Origin of the sequence: Pedobacter psychrodurus, from assembly GCF_032678585.1 — a bacterium.
GTDB lineage: Bacteria > Bacteroidota > Bacteroidia > Sphingobacteriales > Sphingobacteriaceae > Pedobacter > Pedobacter psychrodurus_A.
In genome coordinates this window covers 67386-88488 of sequence record NZ_JAVTSN010000005.1, presented here as the reverse complement: position 1 = coordinate 88488, position 21103 = coordinate 67386, and the positions used below count along the sequence as shown (strand labels likewise).

The following is a 21103-nucleotide window of genomic DNA, read 5'->3' as shown; positions in this document are numbered from 1 at the left end:
CAGATAAATATCGATTACGCAATTATCAAGATGTTACCGCCACATCTTGTGTGATATTTCCACTATCATTTCCCAAATACATAATGGCAAAACATATACCAAAACCTTCATAAGCATAGGGATCAGTACCTGCATTGATGATATCATTAAAAAACCGGTATTTCCCAGGATCCCGTTCAAGGAACTCAAGACTAATCCTTATATTCATATTTCACGCGGGAGTAGATCAGGTAAGCGATCGGACCGAAAAAGGGTATAAATATTATAATCATCACCCCTATAAAATGGCGCATCCGATCAACCACATGTTGGCTTAAATCAAACAGGGCCTGCCAGAGGCATAAGAATAATAATGCTTAAAATAATGATTTCTGTTTTTCCCATATCTAAATATAATCCTTTATTCTCTCATCTCACCCCTGAAAACCAACGTTTTTATACCCTCCAGCCTGTCGGATAATAAAATGATCCCTTTTGCTGACTACTTTCCTATTCTTACTGTCATCACTCTCTGCATAAACCAAGTATCCATTCTTACTGTTCTGATTGGCCAGTTTCGGTATGACAGCTGCATTATATCACCTCTTAACAATTTTAAAATCAAAGCTTTCCAGAATGCAGATGACAGCTAAAGCCATCCCCGGAAAAACCTATCCCCTGTAAGGGGACTATATATGAACATTTCCCCGGGCAGACTCCCAAGTTTTCTTTTTGCACTTCGCAAAACTCAGATATGTTAAAAGTAAAATTTCAGGTGGATAGAAATAACGGTTAAATAATTGGCAATATGAAATGAATCAAGTTTACAATATCCCTGAAATAATCTAAGAACATGATAATGGTAAAAATGATCTCAGGGATTCCTGAAAAGGCCCCTGGAGACAATCCATATCCCACATGATCAGTTGCGTCCCGCTGGTGAGCGCGCAGCTCCTGCGCCGATCAACGCAGCCCCTTCCCCTAACAATGTATGCTGAACAGGGAAACTGTATCCCATCATTTCCTTTAACTGTTTTCTTGTATCTTCCAGAAAATACTCTTGGGCAAGTGCAATATTTCCACCGATCACCGCTGCAGTCGTATTTTTTTTTCTGATGAACTTATAAAGGAACAGGGAAAGATTATAACTGAACTCAGCGAATATCTCAGTAAAATGAGGAGAACCGATCTGCTCAGAGACAAGTTCTTTCAGATCCCTGACCACTGTCCCACTCAGCTCAAAGTAACGTTTAACGAACCACCTTGTGGAAAGGTAGTCTTCCGCTATTCCCTCCAGAAAAGGCATCTGCCATAGTCCTGCATCCTCGACCTCACCATTGACAGTATATGCGCTTCCAAGTCCGGTGCCCAGGGTAAGCCCGACTGTATCCTCAAATCCTACAAGGCTGCCACTGAAAATCTCCCCTTTAAGAAAACAGGCAGCATCATTCTTAAAATAAATAGAGGACGGGAGGATTCCCAGGCGTTCTGCAAGCATCGTTTTGAGATGAAGCCCGTAGAGCGTCCTATATTTATCCTGATCTTTGATGTAACATATCCCCCTATCATAATCCATGGGGCCTGGCATGGCAATGCCGATCTCAAGTAGTTTGGATGGGGCAAAGCCTATCGATTTCCGCATTACAGCGGCCCAGGCATCCAGTATGGCCCCGGCCCCAGCGCCGGAATCCACACGGTCTCGTGCATGGCTTTCAGGAATCTCTTTTTTGGCATCCAGGTCAATGAGTGAGGAGGTAATGTGTGAACCTCCGATATCAACACCTAAAACAATATTTTTCACAACTTATCTCTTTTAAACTGGTTTACATGTTTTATCTGACAAGAGTCTGTCTGACTCCCGTTTTTTCTTTTTATGATGGATGTGGACGCTCATAAAACTTCCCTAATCCACGCTGTTTATTTCCTTTAAAACAGACTATTTCACTTCAACAAGCCTGATTATGGCACTGGTCCTGGATGAGCTGATATCCGGGTTAAATCCTACCTTCATCAGAAAATCCCCAGAATAAACCTTCTGGGCATCTATGGTTGAACCCGTCCCTGGAAAAAGGTTTGTTTCAATGAATCTATAACGTTTACCGGCATCAAGCCCCAACAGTTTGACCGGAAAACGGCTCCCTTCCCCGTACCGGCTGTTCACCAGAAAGCTGAATATGACACCGGAAGATTTATCCGGGCTGAGATAGAGCATGGAAGCCACGCTAGCAGACCTTGGGTCAGAAAGCCGGTACTGGTCGCCCTGATAAATAATGGACTTAAGTTCATTGTAGTTCTTAACCGCATCCTGACAGAATTTGAGATCCTTTTCATTTAGGTTGGCGATTACGATATCAAAGCCAAGTTTTCCCATCATTGCCACATCAGTCCTAAACTTTATAGGCTGCTTGCCCCAGTCGGTAACATGGTTGGAGCTGGCCATAGCCGGATAGAAATATGAATATTCCCACTGCATAAAAATCCTTTCGAGTGGATCAGTATTGTCACTGGGCCAGAATTCCGTAAAATATTTCAGGGCTGCATAGTCTACCCGTCCTCCACCGCCTGAGCAAAGCATCATCGGAACCCTTGGATATTTGTTTCTGATTTTTTCAAGCACCGCATAAAGGCCCCTCATGTATTCGATATAAAAGTGCGACTGGTTTTTCAGATGGGCGGAATAGGCGTTATATATAACTGCATTACAGTCCCATTTGATATAGGCCAGTTTTGGGTTTTTGGAGAACAGCCCGTCAACCACACCAAATACAAAATCCTGTACAGCGGGATTGGAAAGGTCAAGCACGAGTTGGTTACGGAAGTAGAACTCCTCCCGGTTAGGCTGTTTAACCACCCAATCCGGATGTCTGCCATAGAGTTCACTTTTGGGGTTTACCATTTCAGGCTCTATCCAGATCCCGAACTTAACACCGTTTGCACCGGCTTCCCTGACTAGGGAGGCAATACCGTTGGGCAATTTTTTTCTGTTTTCCTCCCAGTCACCCAGGCCTGCAGTATCGCCGTTCCGGGGAAACTTGTTTGCGAACCATCCGTCATCAAGCAGGAACATATCCACGCCAAGCTTTTTGGTATCCCGGAGCAGTACAGAAAGTTTCTGTTCATCAAAATCAAAATAGGTAGCCTCCCAGTTGTTCAGCAGCGCCAGCCTGTCACCTTTACCGTCCAGGAGCTTATAATTCCTTGCCCAGGACTGCAGGTTCCTGCTTGCCTCTCCTTTCCCCTTTGATGATAAGGTATAAAGGAATACCGGGGTATCAAAACGCTCACCCGGCTTAAGCGAATAAGTAGAAGCATAGTTGTTGATCCCGGAGATAATCCTAAGATTATCCTGATGGTCAAGCTCAAGATCAGTCCTGAAATTGCCACTGTATTCTGTGGCAGCAAAAAGCACAGTACCTTCATTTTCTGTAGCAGGGCTGCCCATGGATACCATAAATACCGAGGGCTGAAAAAGATTTGTACGTGTGCCTAGTTTTGAGTCGAGTGTTTTGATCCCGTGGGTAATCCTGGATTCCTCAGGCTGCATCTCCCGGGCCCAGTCCCCATGGTACTGGGTGAGGTAAAATCGCTCTGATTTAAGGTGGAGGTTGGCAGAAGCAAATTTTTCAAGCAGTACATCTCCTTTTTCCCCATGCCTGATGGTGCTCCACTGCTCGATTACGTTATCCTTAAAATACGATTTATAAAACAGTTGCACTTCGAAATCATAAATAGGGTCCCTGAGCAGGACAGTAAGCAGGCTCACATCACTGTTCTCTTTCTCTACCGTATGTCTGACGTATCTTAAATCAAGAGAACTGTTCCCGTCGGCATGTTTAACGGTAATGGCCGGCTCGGCAAGGTTTCTTGAACCTGAAGCTGTATAGGCAGCATCAAGCACCCCCGAATAATCCGTTGCCTGTTTAAAAACGCTGGTTGTTTGAATATATTCGTCGCTGAACATCAGCTTCGGGCCAAAGTAGATCATTGCGAGATTTTTATCCCTATCAGCCCGGAGCACCACTGCATTGTCCCTGGTCTCAATGGGAATGGTAACTTCCTGTGCCGTGGCAATAGTTGCAATACACATAAGAAAAGAGGTTATCGGTATTGTGAATTTCATATATTGTTCGTCGGTTAAAGTAATTGGATCTGTGAAACTCTGGATACTGCAACCTCAAGCATAATCAAGATCTTTGCATTAGATATGGCCTTGACTGGCACGGTTGACAGAGGGGTAGACTGATATGCTTATTTTTTCATCTTCATGCCCTTTCCTCTTCTGCGCAGACCTTCAAAGCATCCCATATTCATGTTCATTTATATATCCCCTTTGCGATTGACACCACAAAACCCCGGAAAATCCCATCACATTTTTGGGGGTGTATATAGGTTTGTGACAGTCAAAAAATATGGCCAGGACAGACTTTGCCAGCCCTTTATATCTGTTGCCAAAACGGGTGCTTTTCCAAACCACTGTTAAACTAAGGACAAACGCGGACCTCCAAAAATGGCTTTGAACAACCCTGGTTATATAGTCCACCCTACCGGGCATCTCGGTCCAACCATCCAAACCAGGATCCCGGTGTTTCCTATATGGAGACTCCGGGAGCTGGTTCCTGTAGTTCAGGAAATGGACAGACTTAGAAACGTTAAAATAATAAGGATAAATCGAATAACGTTTAAAGCCATATTTATTGGTATTTCAGTCAATCATTATAAGCTACGGAGCTTAACGCTTTTGAACTGGATGTAGGTGAATACATCGGAACTGGCCACCCAGCCCAGCACAACAGTCGTACTCTGTGTCAGTGTAAAGTTGAGGGTATGGGTGCCACCCAAATTCCCGTTATTCCCCTGAAACCTTGCTAGCACGCCACCCAGGTTGGTGATATCGGGCATTACGGTTCCCTGGGCCACTACGATATTAACATTAAATGTTCCACCATAACCTTGTGTAAGACAGTCAAATGCATAAGATCCTGGCGGCAAGGTAACCGACTGATACACCTTTGCATTGTCCAGTCCGGCATCTCCCCAGTTTTTTGATTCAAGATGGATTACCCCACCCCCATCAGTTGACCATCCCCCGCCTGTATCATTATTCTGGTTGACCGCATTGGCATTATACTGCCAGTCTTTGGGAAGTCCCCATTTTCCGGTACCGTTATCACTTCTTAAAAACGGCGCACCTGGATTCTTGATATAGAAAGAGGTAACGTCACCTATCCTTCTCACTTCCGGATAAGTACTTGGGGCCGACACGGTAAAGATGTCTATCCCCCCCCTAAGTGGGATATAGGATGATTGATAGGTAATAGAAGTCCCAAAACCAAAATCCTTCAATGTGATCTGGTTACTATCAGGGCTGAGCACAACAGATTTTACTGCGCCCGTGTTTTCGGTATAGGAAATGGTGGTCCCCAGGTTGATTGAATCGGGCCTGTTGAATTTCAGTTGGACCGAACCGTTTGCAAGGTTAACCACATATGGGGTATCTGCATTGTATCCACGGTTAAAAATCCCGCTCTGGTATATCGGTCCGAAAACACGGACACCATTGATGTTTATGGGTATGGACACATGTCCGTTCTTGTCATGGGAATAAACGGTAAAAGAATAAGTACCCTCCCTTAAATTAGGCACGATCACTTTGACAGTATCGGTACTGGCGAGCCTGGTAGCAGGTACAACGAGTGAATCGAGGTTATTGTTCCAATAGATGACATAACGCTGGATATTCGGATCCGGGCTGGGGTTCCATACCAGCTGGGTCCTTAAGTTCCCGGCGCGGAAATCAGGCTTGGCTATCACGCCCGGATACACAATTTCGCCATCTCCCAAAAGCTCTTTATATTTCTGGTCCTTATCAGAACATCCTGCCCCAAAAATGGCCGTCAGTAGCCATAGTGACAATATATTTTTCAATTTAGCATTCATTTCTTTAAATATTTATTGTGCAATACCATAAAAAGATAATTCCATCATGTGTGCATAATCCGTTCCTCCCCAGGTATCCTTGATGACAAAGCGGATGTATTTTGTTGACGGGCTGTTGAACGGAACATTGAAGTCTACGCCGTTATTGATAAACTGTGCATCAGCTGCGTTGGTATTGCCGGGCAAAAGTCCCGACGGTGGGTTAGGGAAATGATAATCCCCAAGCACTACCCAGTCACCTGAAACTGTCCCCACAGCACTTCCCCCTGGTGTTACCGCATCCTGCGGATTATCTTTTGAGGATCCCCAAACCGTAAAATCCCGCGGATTTCCATACCCATATGAAGCACTGGGCCTCGCCCATAGCATAAAATGGCTAAGCTTATATAATTTACCCACCGCAAATGTTACCTGCATCGCTTTTGGAAGCGGACCAACGGTGGTATGCCATCCCTTGGTGCCCCCGGCTTCGGTAGTCAGTCCGTCCCACAAAAAGGGAACTTCCCATCCATAACCGATGGTAGCATCTGTAAACTGGCGATACACCGAGAACCTGCTTTTATCCAACAGTTCCTCATGAAGCGGGGTAAGATCGACAAACAGGGTATCAGAGACATTCCCGAACTGATCGGTAACGGCAACACCGAATTTTTTCTCTACCGCTTCATAGCCCCTGATTGAATAATCGATACTGGCACTATTGAGAAAAGTCTGGTTTTGGATTTCCAGTCTGTTATTTGCCGGTTCAATGGCAATCATATTGAGACCGACCGAACGTCTTGCCGGATTATCTGCCTTAATGTTGATGCCCCCAAAATCCGGGGTGATCCGGAGTGAATTTCTGATCAGCTGAAAATAAGGAATGTCCGGATGTACGGTAACAACAACAGGGTCTGACTTGACCTCTGCCCTGCTGACTGCATGAAGTGTTACGGTGTAGTCCTGACTTCTCTGGAAACCCTCAACACGGATAGTGTCGAGAAAAAAGCTCGATTTAGTCTGCCTGACAACAGTATTGTTGATTTTATACTCCGCCATCACATACAGTAAGTTGTTTGTACTTGGAAGGGCATAGCTGATCACTGCGCCTCCATTAAAATTTTTAACCGTTACGTTGCTGACCGGTCCGGGTTTCGCGGTATCGGATGACAGCGGTTCCCTATCCCCGTCGCTTTTTTTGCAGGAAAGCAGGCAGGATGCTGTAATGACCAGTATCCAGATCAGGAGCTGAAACGGGCGAACGGCGCGGCACCGTTTAATATCTTCTAAATAATTCATATGTATTGATTTATAACTACCAAAAAGGGTTTTGAACTAAATTGTTATTGACTACCAGCGATGTGCTTGATATAGGAAAAAGATAATCCCTGGTATTGAATACCGGAGTGAGGATATTTCTGGCCCTGTAATAATTGACTGCCTGATCCTCGTATATGCTCCATCCCTTGAGCGGTACGCTCAGCACTTCCTGGAGTTCTTTCCACCGCCTCAGGTCCCATCCGCTCTGTGCCTCAAAACATAGTTCTATCCTTCTTTCCTGGTGTATGATACTTCTGAGTCCTTCTTTGGTTGAAGGTTTGGATGGATTTCTGGAGTTCAGCCTCCATGAATCAACTACCCCATCCAGACCTGCGCGTGCCCTGATCTTATCGATCAGCGCTATTCCTTCTGCATTCGGCCCGTTCACTTCATTGAGTGCCTCAGCATATAGCAGATAAAGCCCGCCCATGCGCATTATCGGCATGGAAAAATCCACCCACTGGAAGCCGTCATCGAAAACAGTCAGGTAATTGGCCAGTTTTTTTGGCCAATAGCCGGTAAGGTTACGTTTTTGATTGGTTTTTGGTCCTGCAAGTGAAAAAACACCCCTTGCCTCTACACCTCTTGACAACTTTGCATCGAGCACCCCGTTACCGAACCAGATCCCGCCATCAAAGCCCAAATCTGCATAATATCTCGGTTCCCTGTCAAAATTGGCCTTCACGGTCTGATATCCCTGGGCGATATACCAATGGTTTGCAGCATCTCCGGTACGCAGTTGATTGCGATTGGCAAAATCCCAGTTGATGTCCTCATTGATCGGCACACCTTTGTTGCTGTAAAAAAGTTCAGTGGTGTTGATGGGAACGGCAAAGTAGGCCGGGTTCTGTGAATCGTTCTGATTGGCGCGCTGTGTCATTCTTGGGATCACATATTCCTGTCCATGCCATATATTGCTCAGCGACCAGATCAGTTCAGGATTGGTATCCCAAGTCTGGGTAAGTGCATTTTGCGTGGTAAGCACTCTTTTGAGCGAATCCGGAAGGTTGGATACATTCGGTGCGGGAACAAAATTATCATTCAATCTTAATCCAGCAGACTCACAGGCATCGATTGCAGCCTTACAGGCTACCGCTGCCTTTTGCCATTTACTGGCGTCGTAAGCGGCAGGAAAAAGCTGCACACCGTTTTTGTCCCTAAAATTTGCATAATCCGGATTTCCGTTAAAGAGCGGACTGGCCATGGTCATCAGTAGTTCTGCCTTTATCGCCAGTGCTGCCGGCTGGGTCACCCTTCCTAGTTCACGGGCCTGGTTTTCAATAGACCTTGGAAGATCCGGTATGGCTTCGTCAAGAAGTCTAACAATATAGGCGCTTACCTCATCAACAGAGGAGCGTCTCACCCTTACTTCATCGGGACTGGCCTCCACGGGGAGGTTTACATCTACAATGGGAATAGGCCCGTACAATCTCAACAGGTAATAATTAAAGTAAGCTTTAAGGAATTTTGTCTCAGCTATCCACCTGGCCTTTTCAGTTGCAGAGAGATCGATAGGTTTATCGATATTCTCCAACATCGTATTGCATTTTCTTATGGCCTTGAACATTCCGACGCCGTTATTGGTACCATCCCAGAAGTTCAGTCCGGGATTCCCGCTGCTCTGTGTTCCTGTAATCAGGTTAAACCCTGTCTCATCGAAAGGATGACTCTGGAGATCAAGCGGATAAATGATTTCCGAAGAGCTTGTAAAAGCCGGGCTCCTGGAAAGGTCATTAAGCAACTGTAATGAATTATAGCAGGTAAAAAGGTAATTTTCTGCCTCGTTCCTGTTTCTGAACGCATAGTCAAGGGTACCCACATTGTTGGGTGTAACATCCAGGTATTTTTTGCAGGAAGCAGAGCAGACTAATGTCAAAACTGCCAGGCCGATCTGTTTATATTGTAGTTTCATGATCTTTATCTTTTGGTTTATAGATTGATGTTCAGTCCAACATTGAAGACACGCTGTATAGGGTAATTAAATCCATTGCCCAGAAGTTCCGGGTCCCAAAGTTTAAATGAGCTCCAGGTAACCAGGTTCAGTCCATTAAAATAAACCCGACAGCTTCTCAGCCTAAGTTTTCTGGTCAGTTCAGTGGGGAGAGTATAACCGATTTCAGCTGATTTTAACCTAAGGAACGAACCGCTCCTCAACCACCAGGTACTTGCCTGGAGATTGTTCTCTATATCAGCACGGTTTATGCCCATACGGGGATAAAGGGCATACAGGTCCTGGTTTCCTTCGGACCAATGGCTATCTGCGAACTGCTGTATAAGCTGTGTATTTCCATATATATATGCTTCTGTGCTCTGTACAAAGGGGCTGACCGCATTGGGATTGATAAAAAAGGATACCCTTGCCTGTCCCTGAAAAAATGCGGAAAGATCAAAATTCTTGTAACGGGCAGATATTCCGTAGCCGTAAACGATCTCTGGAACCTGCGGGTAGCCAAGAAAAGTCTGATCAAGGTTATCTATGCGCCCGTCCCCGTTGAGATCCCGGTACTTGATATCCCCGCCTTTAGGCGCCTTGCCATTGGTGGAGAATATCTGGGTTGGAGAAGATTGTGCTTCTGCATCATCGACAAAAAGACGCTCGGCGACCAGGCCATAACCGATGCGTATCGGCTGGCCTGTAAACTGTCTCCAGGGCTCTGCGTAAGTCGGCTCCTCATAAAATGTATATTTGTCGGTCGCCAGTGTAAAATTACCCCTGCCGGTAATGGACAGGTTGCGACCGAAATTCTGCTTATAGTCAGCCGAAAGGTCGATACCTTTGGAGTTCGCTTTTCCAAGATTGGCATAAATGTCCGATTCAAGACCCACTGTGGTAGGTATATAAGAACGTCTCTGAAGGATATTATAACGGTTATAATTGTAAGCCTCCGCTGTTATGTTCAAGCTTTTTAAAACGGTAAATTCCAGTGCTACGTTTGCCTGTCTGGATGTTTCCCAGGTAACATTCGGATCCGCGTAGTTACGGATAAATACCCCGTTTTTGCTATAGCCCCCATTGGTACCGAAAGCTGCATAGGCCCCTCCATTGAGGTCCACATCAGACAGGTAGAAAAAGCGTCTGTCACTGATGGCATCATTGCCCACCAGGCCGTAACTTCCCCTCAGCTTGAAGCGTGAAAAAATTCCGGAAAGCGGTTTAAAGAATTTTTCGTTAGAGACCAGCCATCCTGCCCCGATAGTGGGAAAGAAGCCATACCGGTGATCATCCGAAAACCTTTCTGAACCATTGTATCCGAAATTGAATTCAGCAAAATATTTACTACCGTAATTATAGGCCAATCTTCCGGCGAGTCCCATGTTTCTATGGGGAAGTGCATCAACAAGCAGGTTTGCATTTGAATAAACGGTCTGTTGCCTTGTAAATATAGCTGTTGCAGAGACGTTATGGTCACCAAACTGCCTGTTATAGTCAAGATTTCCCTGCATGTATACCTGATTACTGATGGTCGGATTTCCCTTAAAATATTCAAGGTATTCGATAGCATCGCCCGGTGTCTGGTTGAGCCATGTCAGGGTATAGGTATTTGCCCGTTTGTCGTAATTGGCAATATTGTAATAGAATGGCTTATAGGCCAGGCTGGATTCAAAATAAGAAAACCGGTTGGTACTGAAAATACCGTGAAAGGCAAGTCCCGGGGTCAGAAATTCCAGCTTTTGATTGAGCTCGACCTGGGCCAGCATTCTTGATTCTGAAGAGCTTTTGTTCCCCCTTAGCAAAAGAGCATAGGGATTGTTGTAAGCCACCCCGATCTCAGAGGGTGCACCGAAGAGGATATGCTGGGTATTGGCATTTGCGGCATCCGGGGCAAAAAAAGCGGGAAAAAGCACGGGGCTTGTATGGGTTGCTATTTTGTAAACATCGGAGCTGAACGAATTGTCAGCAGTCAATGGCCCAGTATATTCACTGAAAGTCCCTGAAAACCTCAATACCACTTCGGTGGTCTTGGTCAGGTCCAGATTAACATTGGAGCGCAACTGATAATTCTGGAACTTTACGTTGCTGTTATTATTGTTTGCATCATCCTCTGCAAGGTTTCCATGATCCAGATTATAGGATCCGGCAATATAATAGCGCGCAAAAGGTGTACCGCCACTGATACTCATATTTGCCCTTTGGGTAGTCGTACGTTTCTTCAGCAGTAAATCAAGCCAGTCCACTGCAGGATATACGTATGGATTGTATCCAGGAGCTCTATTAATAGTATTTATGGTATTGTTGATCTTGTCCTGGTTGAAGGGTACTGGCAAAAGCGGATCTCTGGAAAGGGATGCCTGATTGTACAGGTTCATGTAGGTAATCGGATCAGCAAGTTTTAGGGTCTGGGCAGATTCAGAAATTGAATTTTCCAGCCTGACATTAATGGTCGGCTTACCGATCTTGCCCTGCTTAGTGGTCACCAGGATTACTCCGTTGGCACCCCTTGCACCATACAGCGCGGTTGCGCTGGCATCCTTAAGAATGGAAAAACTGGCCAGGTCATCGACCTGCAGCCTAGCCAGGTCATTAGTGGTAAGTTCAATGTTATCGATAAGGATCAAGGGATCCACTTTATAACCAAAAGTAGTAACCCCACGGATAAAGAAACTGGAATTATCCTGTCCGGGCTGTCCCGAACTCTGATAGGCAATAATACCTGATGCCTGCCCTGCGAGTGAATTGGTCAGGTTACTGGAGGGGATCTTCATGTCCCCTACCCTTATTGTGGTTACCGAACCTACAACTGATTCTCTGCGCTGTTTTTGTCCGAGCGCAGTGATGACCACCTCTTCGGCCAACAGATTGGCCTCGATGAGTTTAAGATTAACCGATTCGGTCGATGCACTTACGGTGATCCGCTGTTCTGTGTAACCCACATAGGATACCTTCAAGACTGAGCCGACAGTCACCTCAAGCAAAAACCGACCGTTCATATCTGTCTGGGTGCCAACTTTGGCCTGCGATTCACTAATGATGCTTACCCCTGGAATCGGACGGCCGGCAGTATCGGTGATCTTACCGGTTATCACTTTTTTCACCGGTGACTGACAAAAAGTCATATTTGCAGAAAGCAAAAAAAGCATAGATAGTAAGGGCAGGCAAAAATACCTCCCTTTAAGCGATGAGTAGATTTCTTTCATTGAACCGGTATTAAATGTGGGATAAAGGATAATTGGGCGTTGCAGCCTGTGGAATTTTTTAGATACACATGTGGCGCAAGAATCCGGGAACTACCGGAAAACCGGTTACAGTCGGGCCTGTACCTTGGCATCAGCCTTTTAGGGCTGGTTGGGATGACAATCATAATAACTTAGTTTATAATTTGGTTCTGTAAACTTATCGGTAAAACCTTTTTCTAAAAATGGATAAATTCCAAAAAATGATGGACTATCCCGCCATATCTTCATAACTGTAATTAAAATTTATATGTTTAAAAACAGAGTAAATTAACTTTTTAGACATAATTAAAATTTTCATGGATAATTTGATGGACGATGGTACACATGCGAGCCGAAGAGGTATTAAGGAAGGCTTTGTAGGCCAGCGAATGGTTGTACTCCCGCCCAATATCAAGCACAGGATCAAGTCCAATCCCGTAATCAGCCATCTTTTCATCACCGCTATCGGTTACTTCCCAAAGGCAAAACAACATGACCGGACCAGAAAAAGCGGAAGTTCACAATATATACTGATCTACTGTGTGGAAGGTATAGGCTACATTTATCTGGGAGAGATCTGCTATACGCTTTTCCCGAACACTTACTTTATTATCCCCAGAAATACCGGTCACCGCTACTATAGTGACACTGTAAATCCATGGAGTATATATTGGCTACACTTTACAGGGGAGGTTGCTGACCAGATCTTTAGCCGGTTTTCACCCAACGGGAGGCTTGAGGTGCAGAGTATCCCCTATGATGAGAACAGGATAAAAGTTTTTGAACAGAACTATTCCATTCTCGAACACAGTTTTGAGGACAAGGAACTGGAGGTCATGAATGTCAGTCTTCTGCATTTCATCTGCTCGCTTATCTATTACCGGGAGATCAATCCCGAAGCCTTCAATACCGATCAGGTAAACCGTTCAATTTCCTATATGAAAAAAAACATAGAAACCAAGTTCAGGGTAGAGGATCTCGCCAACCAGCAGCATATTTCGGTTTCACATTATTCCAGGCTGTTCAAACAGAAAACCGGCGCTTCACCGATCAATTATTTTAACCAGTTGAAAATACAGAAAGCCTGTCAGTTCCTCTATTTCACTGAGTACAGTATTAAAGAAATCTGTGCCCAGTTGGGTTTTGATGATCCATATTATTTTTCCAGGCTCTTTAAAGAAATTATCGGCTCTGCCCCTTCCCAATACAAAAAGAGGCACAAGAGACATCTTTAATGTTCGCAGGCCTATCCGGAAAATCAAGCACAACAGAAATCCCCAAACGAGTCACATTTTAAACCTACTTCCAAAATAATCAATAAACAATGAAAGCAAAAAAATCCTCAAGAAGCTTAACCGTCCTTGTTGCCGACGACCATCAAATCATACGGCGCGCTTTAAAGTCGCTGATTTCAGAGTTATGGCCCAGTGTTGAAATCATCCACGCACCGACATTTGAGCAGATGCTAAAAGGGGTTGAAAAGCAGCCCGACCTCATCATTATCGATGTAAATTTACCGGGAGGCCAGAACACAGGAACGATCGGTCAAGTTAAACTGATCCAGCCAAATGCAAAAATTCTGGTATTTTCATCTTTGAACGAGAATATTTATGCTGTACCATACCTAAAAGCAGGTGCGTCAGGCTATCTGACAAAGACCTCAGATGAATCCGAAATCGTCGTGGCTATAACCACAATTCTCGCCGGTGGCCGCTATTCAAGCAGAAATGTCAAAGAGAGTCTGCTTGACAGCATTATAAGCAGTAAAACCGACGATCCTTTTATCAGGCTTTCAGACAGGGAGTTGCAGGTAGCAGAACTGCTGATAAAAGGTATTGGGGTGCAGGGCATTTCTGATAAGCTCAATCTGCAGATGGCAACAGTAAGTACATATAAACTGCGGATGTTTGGGAAGTTAAAGATTAAAAGTATTATAGAGCTATCTGAAAAAATGAATATATACGAAAGAAAATGAGCCTCCACTTCATGACAGGTAAGACCCTAAATTCATTATAAAGATGGTCATTCCAAAAATGTTTACTGGCATTGGAAATAATCTTTTCGTAAGAGAATAGCAAACATTGGCATTTCCGACATTTTCAGTCTGCCATTAAAACTTATATACACAGTCATCCTACACAAGGAATACCTTTATATAGGCTATCCATCATTCAGTTAAAAATAAAAAGAATAAATACCTAGAAATCAGCTAATTAAAAACAAAACTACAAAAAATAGTTATAAAACTATAAAATATAGTTGCAAAACTAGATCATATAGTTACATTTACATAAAATAAACTGAACCATGAATAAATTAACAGCGAAAGAAGAAGAAGTAATGGGATATTTCTGGGAACACGGCCCATTGTTCGTTAAACAGCTACAAGAGTTATACAACGAACCAAAACCCCATTTCAATACCCTATCCACCATGGCGCGTTCTTTACAGGAAAAAGGTTTTCTGGGTTACAAAGCCTTTGGGTCAAGCCATGAATATCATCCGGCTATTTCTTTGGAGGGATATAACCGTGGTACGCTCCAGAGCGTTGTAAGTAAATATTTTAACAGCTCATATAAACGGGTGGTATCAGCATTGATCGAAGAGGAGAACATCAGCATTGAAGAACTGAAAAAACTAATTGAAGAGGTAGAAAAAAAACAAAAAAAATAAGATTATGGGCCTATTCTTTATTCACATCATCAAGTCCTCCTTTTGCCTGATCGCATTTTACCTAGCTTACAAAATGTTCCTCAGCAGGGAGACCTTCCACCGCGTAAACCGTTTTATCCTGTTAAGCATCATTGTAGCTTCCATGATCATTCCGGCCATGCAGCTAACCATATCTTCACCCAGTGTAGCGGCATTGCCTGTCCGTGTACAAAATTTCGAGCAGTTATTGTTCAAACAGCCAAAGCAACCGGGGGGACTTACCAACGGGCTTGCCGACATCATTTATCCAGTGCTGTTCTGCATCTATTTTATAGGTTTTCTGGTACAGTTGATCGTCAGCGGCATAAATTTTATCCGTATATATAAATTGGCAAACGGAGCAAAACACGTCCCCTTCGGTAATTACATCATTGCCGTTACCTCCCAGGAACACCCTGCATTTAGTTGGGGCAGGTATATCGTTCTTTCGGAAAAAGAGTATGCCGGTAACCCTGAGATCATTATACAACATGAACTCATCCATCTTGAAAGACGCCATTCGTTAGATCTTTTACTCACCGAAATAACCATCATCTTATTCTGGTTCAATCCGGCGGTCCGGTTATTGACCCAAGAATTAAAGGACACTCACGAATTCGAAGTCGACAGTGCACTGATCAGCCAGGGGGTTGATGCCAAAGCATATCAGCTACTGCTCATCAGAAAGGCTGCGGGCGAAAAAATATATTCCATCGCCAACACCTTTAACCAGAGCAAACTCGGTGTACGGATCAAAATGATGCTCAGACAGCCTTCAGCCCCATGGGCCACATTGAAATACCTCTGCATTGTTGTACTTAGCACTTTTTCAATAATTGCTTTTGCAAAACCTGGCATAGCAGAAAAAATTCAGGCGATGTCAACAGAGAAACTGGGCAGTTTTATAAAAAAACAGGTTAGTAATATATCTGATCCCGTTAAGGAAGAACTTCCTGTTAAAAGTGAAAAACAGCTACTGAAAAAGGCTTTGGCGCCTTTAACCGTTTCAGATGACACCCCCAAAAGCCCTGCTCCCGCGACAGATCAACAGGAAATCATTAACGGTAAAGAAGGCACGCCGATATGCATAGTTGATGGTAAACCAATCACTTGTGCAGACTTTAAACTCATCAACCCTGATGATATAAAAACTGTAACGGTATTAAAGGAAAAAGAAGCCAGGGATGCCTTTGGAGAAAAAGGAAAAAGTGGTGCCATTGTTATCTCACTGTTCAAAGACCGCCAGCCGACCGCCAGCAACAATGCAGAATCACTGCTGAAATTTATGTTGTCATCGGCCAATAAACCTAAATGTATATTTTTCCTGAAGGGAACCAAACTCAGTGACGAACAACAGGTAGTGCTCAATAGAGTCCTGCCCTCAATGGCCAATATCAACAATTTCATCGAAAGCATCGTCACCATTACAGGCAAAGAGGCCTCGAGTAAATATGGTGACCAGGGCATTAACGGAGTTTTAGAAATCCACCTAAAAAGTAGATAAATCACATGAAAAAAATTATGGTATGCATAGCGTGTATTACGCTTGCCCTGGCCTGCCATGGCCAAAAAAACAACGTAATAGAATTAAATGGCAACTGGAGCTTTAAAAAAGGTGACAACCTTAAATGGGCAAAAACTAAAGTAAACACCGTAGCCTGGGACAATAGGATATTGCCAATTTGGGATTGGGACCTAAACTACCTGGGATACGGTTGGTACAGAAAAGAGGTTACCTTAAAAGAGCAGGAAACTTACTTTTTTAACCTCGGACAGGCAGATGATGATTGCGAAGTTTTCTTTAACGGCGAACCGCTTAAACTATACATCAGCAAACGGCCAGGCAATGATAATGCCGATACAAGCAAATGGAACCAGTGGAAGAAATACCGTTCTTACTATATCCCTGCAAAACTGATAAAACCCAATCAAAAAAACTCCGTCGCCATAAGGGTATGGAACACTCTCGGTGCGCAGGGCGGCATCCGCTATGGCAATATATTTATCGGCAATACAGTCTTTTACAACCGGTTACCAGTAGAAATGCAAGGCAACTGGTTAAAAACCGACGGTAGCAACGAATGGCTGATCGGCATTTACAACAACAGAATTGCCTACAAAGGTAAAGTTTGGGAATACGGCAATATTAAAAAAGAAAACGACGGTTTCGCCATCAGCATGAGTAATGCAGGAAAAACAGAAACCATTTTTGCAAAAATGGATGCGGCTACAGGAAACTTTTTCCTGGGCCCGGACATTAAAAGTTTGGAACTTTGCAATCTTAGCGAAACCACAAAACCGTTGTCAGAAAACGGGAAACTGCAGCATTACATACAGGCAGATACCACCTCCGGAACCGCATATTTCAGTGGATATGTAAAGGACTTTGTTCCTGCAAAAGGATTTGATGCCGTGATAGAATTAAGGGCATTAAATGGCCGGCAATCAGTTGAAAAACGGATGCCAGTTAACGCAGATGGTACTTTCAGTATGGATATTCCACTTCATGGCGCACATCAGCTTTTACTTCGCCTGCCCAACATATCCGAAACGATCCCCGCCTACGTGGCACCGGGCAAAAAAACTTTTGTAAGTATTGACCCGGAAGAATTTAAGATCAGGGTTACCAATGATTATTATAACCGCGACCGGCCGACCCTCTACATGGGAGATTTCGTTTTACAGAATAAACTTATACTGCAAACAACCTGGTTGAATGGCCTGGCTGAGAATGATAAAAAAATATGGGACAAATTTATTTACACAGCAGGACAGTATGCAGCAGCCGGTTATGCAGATGAACAGCTGAATGATATCGCAGCCTATATCGGCAGGAATTATAGCAAATACGGAGATACTGCTGCACTAAAAACCGCAAAGCTGTGGTCGGCACGTACCCTGATCTCCTCACCTGAAAACGCAACCTTTAACAGTACTTTTAACCTGATATTACAAAATCTCGGAGAACACCTTGAAGGTTTGCAGTATCTGGTAAAAGCCTTAAGGATAGCCGAGAAAACCAACAATGCCGAACAGGTAAGTGCATATAAACAACAGATCAAGAAATACGTATCTGATATCATCAAAAATTAATCTTTTTTAAAGGAATATTCAAAAGAAACAGGCAAATAAAGTTGTATCAATAAGTGCAGGTAACATTTAATACAAATATCGCCCACCTTTCCAATAAATTATCGCCGACCTCTCCTATGTCCCGTTCAGCCACAGTTTATCAATCAGGCAGAACGGGACTATTTTATCTTCAAAAGCAAAAACATCCAGTATTTTTTCGCTGAAAAATATTTCCGTTGGTATTCAGATTGATATTGGTATTACGGTACTAATCGTTCTACCCCCTTTTTTGATGGAGTATGCAGCCCAAATGCTTCCCTTTGAATATATCAGGTGACCAAATTCCAACCTAAACAGATAATCCAAAAATGGATAAAAAAGATTGGAAATAATGAGAACCATTCATTCTCTGATTCATTTGGCCGATCCCAGATTTCACCTCAGGATTGACCAATAATCATAAATAAAATCTGTAGGCATTTTTATCAAGGACTTACGGTTAAAGAAGTGACAACGAAGCATTGTTAATGAAATATACAATCAACAGTCAATAATCCCAGGCTAGTATAAGATGCCTGTCAGCTTTCTTTTTTCCCGTAGACCATTGACATCAAGGTTATAAGTAAAATCCTGTGAAAAATCATGGCTGTAGACCTTGAGATTTATTTTTACATCTTCTTTAAACAGCTGCGATACATGTCTGCAAAAAATAGGCTTAAATGATATAAGATTTACCTGTGCAGTACAAACTACTATTACCTCTCCATCAGAAGTCTTCTCTGCCTTGGTAATGAGTCTTGGCCAGCGCTGCTTGATCCTTAACGGGATAGATTCATAATAGTTCTTTTCAATATATGTCCCCGCACCAGCTATCAACCCTTTTGGAATTATTTCGCCCGACAGCTGTTTCCATGTGCCATAAATCCTTGAAATCCTGGCCATGGTAATTTCTCCATCACAGATCAGCCAGAAATCTAGCGACTCATCCTGGATCAGACGTAAAAAGGTCTGGTTTCCGTAAATATCCTTAAAGTGATAGTCTAGTTCGGTCATAAAATTATCTTAAATGCGAAAATACAGATCGGCAGATAGAGCGGCGATTAATATCCATCCACAAAAGAAATGTAAATATTGTTGATCAGTTTGGTTGTCTCAAACGACAAACAAGACATCCGGTCAATCAGATGACAACCTCTGATTATCCTAGGGGTAAATTAAAGCCCGTGATTCTCGCTGGATACCCCTACGGCATTGGCCTTCCAGAGAATGTAACCCAATCTGCCGCAGCATTCCGCTACCATGTATTCAATATCTGCCGGCACATCATTTACAATCCGGAAACGGATTTTATATTTTGGATTATAACTGAGATAGATAACCAGATCTTCAGCGGAAAAGCCTCTGCCTGAAAGTGATTTCAGATGGTTATCCCTAAGCTCTTTGGCAGCTCTCTGCAAGCGCTCATTCATCACCTTGGCAAGTGCCTTTTCAGGCTTAAAATCTGTCTCTAATATAGCCAGTACTGTTACAGTCATAAAACAAATTTAATCTCACAGCCCGGAACCACAAACCTAAAAACATAAGCTACTGATGCTCAGGGAGAATATTTTTGAACTTCCGAAGGACGATGTGGATAATTATATATCAATATAAGGTGGGCCATTGTTATTTTTGTAGCGATGCCAACACAATACAAATTAGTTTATCTCTTCGAAAATGCACAAACCTTGATTATGGAAATCAAGCTTATCGGTGTTTCTTCAGAAAATGACCTTTCCAACCCCCAACATTGGTTATATTTTGACAAACTATCATCTTCACTGGTTAAATTGTGGTTCCGTTCTTCAGATTCCTCTGCCGAAATAGAAGAACGTTACTTTGAGCAGGGCTATCTCAAGTTCAGCAGTACTGAGGCTACCTTTATAGAAAAATTTAATTCATCCCAGCATAAATTGATTAATTATACCAAAAGGGCAGTAAGCCCCCATACCCATACGCTTATTACCGGATACCTCAAACAACCATAAAAAACCAACGCATTAATACATCCAGTATATAACCTAAATCAAAGCAACTGATAAAAATCTTGCTGAATGTCAAATACTGAATTCATCAGTGAATGCCATATCTGCTACCGTAATAATATACAAACCATTTCAAAAAAAATGTATTTACGTTGTTACCGTATGTCTATGGGAAAGGTTTCTGTCAACATGTATTTTTAACCGCTTCCCTTTACGGCTTTACCAAAAACTAGACGACAGGACATCCAGGGTCAGTTCAGATGATGAACTTAAGGTTGCTGCTATAATTTCTTAAAAAAAGTCTTAATCTATACCAGTTTTGTGCCTCAGCAACTGGCATAGATCATTTTACCTTACCGAAGTTTAGACAGGTTGCACATTCACTTTCTCAAACACATAAGCAAAATGTTTGAACGTTTCGTTTGCAGCTTCAATGGCTTGTTCTTCATTCTGTTCCGTTTTGGCCTGTGCATTTAAAACCGTTACAAAATTGCCCCACATCATTCCAGTGGCTTCGCCGTAACCCGAAAAGAAAGAAACGCCGTTGGTTACCCCGCCTTTTTCGAGCATTTTCACAATAATGCTTCCACCCATAATCGAACCCTCCAATACATATAAGGCACCTAATGCCTCTACAGCATTTTCAATTTTTGGTACAGTGGTATATGGCAGATCGGTGATATCGCCACCCAGTTCTAAAATATCAGCTTTAATAAAGCTGGAGTTTCTGCGTTGGGCATAATCAGGCAGGATAGATTCGGTAATGTATGGTTTTATGCTTGCTTCAATATGGCTGAAATAAGCATAAAAATGTTTTAACAGATCGGCATAATCTGCATTGCTTCTGATGGCTTTTAGTTTTAAAACAATCTGTTTCTCCAGGTTCTGGTGCTCGGCTTTTGTAGCCTCTTTAATATTAGTACTTAACATGTTTTGTAATTTATGGT

At 43.2% G+C, this 21103-nt stretch carries 16 protein-coding genes; 6 read left to right on the top strand and 10 right to left on the bottom strand.

Translation table 11 applies throughout. The annotated features are described in order from the left end of the window. Positions 1-25: 25 nt before the first annotated feature. From R2S57_RS04815 to R2S57_RS04785, 7 genes are all read right to left on the bottom strand, one after another. Positions 26-208: a hypothetical protein gene (locus tag R2S57_RS04815; protein ID WP_316843950.1), complete on the bottom strand. Its 183-nt coding sequence runs from the start codon at positions 206-208 to the stop codon at positions 26-28. Positions 209-901: 693 nt separating this feature from the next. After that, positions 902-1780 (bottom strand): ROK family protein, encoded by an 879-nt coding sequence (locus tag R2S57_RS04810; protein WP_316843949.1) that lies wholly within the window; start codon positions 1778-1780, stop codon positions 902-904. A 135-nt stretch (positions 1781-1915) separates the two neighbouring features. Next, the gene (locus R2S57_RS04805) at positions 1916-4099 is read right to left on the bottom strand and encodes an alpha-galactosidase (protein WP_316843948.1); all 2184 of its coding nucleotides are present in this window, start codon (positions 4097-4099) and stop codon (positions 1916-1918) included. 593 nt (positions 4100-4692) lie between these two features. Continuing rightward, on the bottom strand, positions 4693-5916 hold the full coding sequence (locus tag R2S57_RS04800) for a DUF4998 domain-containing protein (RefSeq protein ID WP_316825897.1): 1224 nt from the start codon (positions 5914-5916) through the stop codon (positions 4693-4695). Between the two features lie 12 nt (positions 5917-5928). Continuing rightward, the gene (locus R2S57_RS04795) at positions 5929-7194 is read right to left on the bottom strand and encodes a DUF4959 domain-containing protein (RefSeq protein WP_316843947.1); all 1266 of its coding nucleotides are present in this window, start codon (positions 7192-7194) and stop codon (positions 5929-5931) included. Between the two features lie 16 nt (positions 7195-7210). Then, positions 7211-9127, bottom strand: coding sequence for a RagB/SusD family nutrient uptake outer membrane protein (locus R2S57_RS04790; RefSeq protein WP_316825895.1), 1917 nt, complete (start codon positions 9125-9127; stop codon positions 7211-7213). 17 nt (positions 9128-9144) lie between these two features. Next, complete coding sequence (locus tag R2S57_RS04785; RefSeq protein WP_316843946.1) at positions 9145-12351, bottom strand: TonB-dependent receptor; 3207 nt, start codon at positions 12349-12351, stop codon at positions 9145-9147. Positions 12352-12686: 335 nt separating this feature from the next. On the opposite strand from R2S57_RS04785, the gene R2S57_RS04780 reads away from it, so the two are divergent. The 5 genes from R2S57_RS04780 (at position 12687) to R2S57_RS04760 (ending at position 18153) form a co-directional block, all read left to right on the top strand. Then, a complete protein-coding gene (locus tag R2S57_RS04780; protein WP_316825893.1) occupies positions 12687-13604 on the top strand; it encodes an AraC family transcriptional regulator in 918 nt (305 codons plus the stop codon). An 89-nt stretch (positions 13605-13693) separates the two neighbouring features. After that, positions 13694-14344, top strand: a complete 651-nt coding sequence (locus R2S57_RS04775) for a response regulator transcription factor (protein ID WP_316825892.1) — start codon at positions 13694-13696, stop codon at positions 14342-14344. Positions 14345-14676: 332 nt separating this feature from the next. Next, positions 14677-15042, top strand: coding sequence for a BlaI/MecI/CopY family transcriptional regulator (locus R2S57_RS04770; protein ID WP_316825891.1), 366 nt, complete (start codon positions 14677-14679; stop codon positions 15040-15042). 73 nt (positions 15043-15115) lie between these two features. After that, complete coding sequence (locus R2S57_RS04765; RefSeq protein WP_316843945.1) at positions 15116-16564, top strand: M56 family metallopeptidase; 1449 nt, start codon at positions 15116-15118, stop codon at positions 16562-16564. 5 nt (positions 16565-16569) lie between these two features. Further along, on the top strand, positions 16570-18153 hold the full coding sequence (locus R2S57_RS04760; RefSeq protein WP_316825889.1) for a hypothetical protein: 1584 nt from the start codon (positions 16570-16572) through the stop codon (positions 18151-18153). 540 nt (positions 18154-18693) lie between these two features. Here R2S57_RS04760 and R2S57_RS04755 read toward each other — a convergent pair. Next, positions 18694-19185 (bottom strand): hypothetical protein, encoded by a 492-nt coding sequence (locus R2S57_RS04755; RefSeq protein WP_316825888.1) that lies wholly within the window; start codon positions 19183-19185, stop codon positions 18694-18696. A gap of 161 nt (positions 19186-19346) precedes the next feature. Further along, positions 19347-19667 carry a hypothetical protein gene (locus R2S57_RS04750; protein ID WP_316825887.1) on the bottom strand — a complete coding sequence of 107 codons (321 nt, stop codon included), beginning with the start codon at positions 19665-19667 and terminating at the stop codon, positions 19347-19349. A 144-nt stretch (positions 19668-19811) separates the two neighbouring features. Here R2S57_RS04750 and R2S57_RS04745 point away from each other — a divergent pair, with 144 nt between their 5' ends. Further along, entirely contained in the window at positions 19812-20159 is a 348-nt protein-coding gene (locus R2S57_RS04745; RefSeq protein WP_316825886.1) for a hypothetical protein, read from the top strand. Positions 20160-20519: 360 nt separating this feature from the next. Here the strand turns inward: R2S57_RS04745 and R2S57_RS04740 are convergent, their stop codons facing one another. Further along, positions 20520-21086, bottom strand: a complete 567-nt coding sequence (locus tag R2S57_RS04740) for a biliverdin-producing heme oxygenase (protein WP_316825885.1) — start codon at positions 21084-21086, stop codon at positions 20520-20522. Positions 21087-21103: the final 17 nt, after the last annotated feature.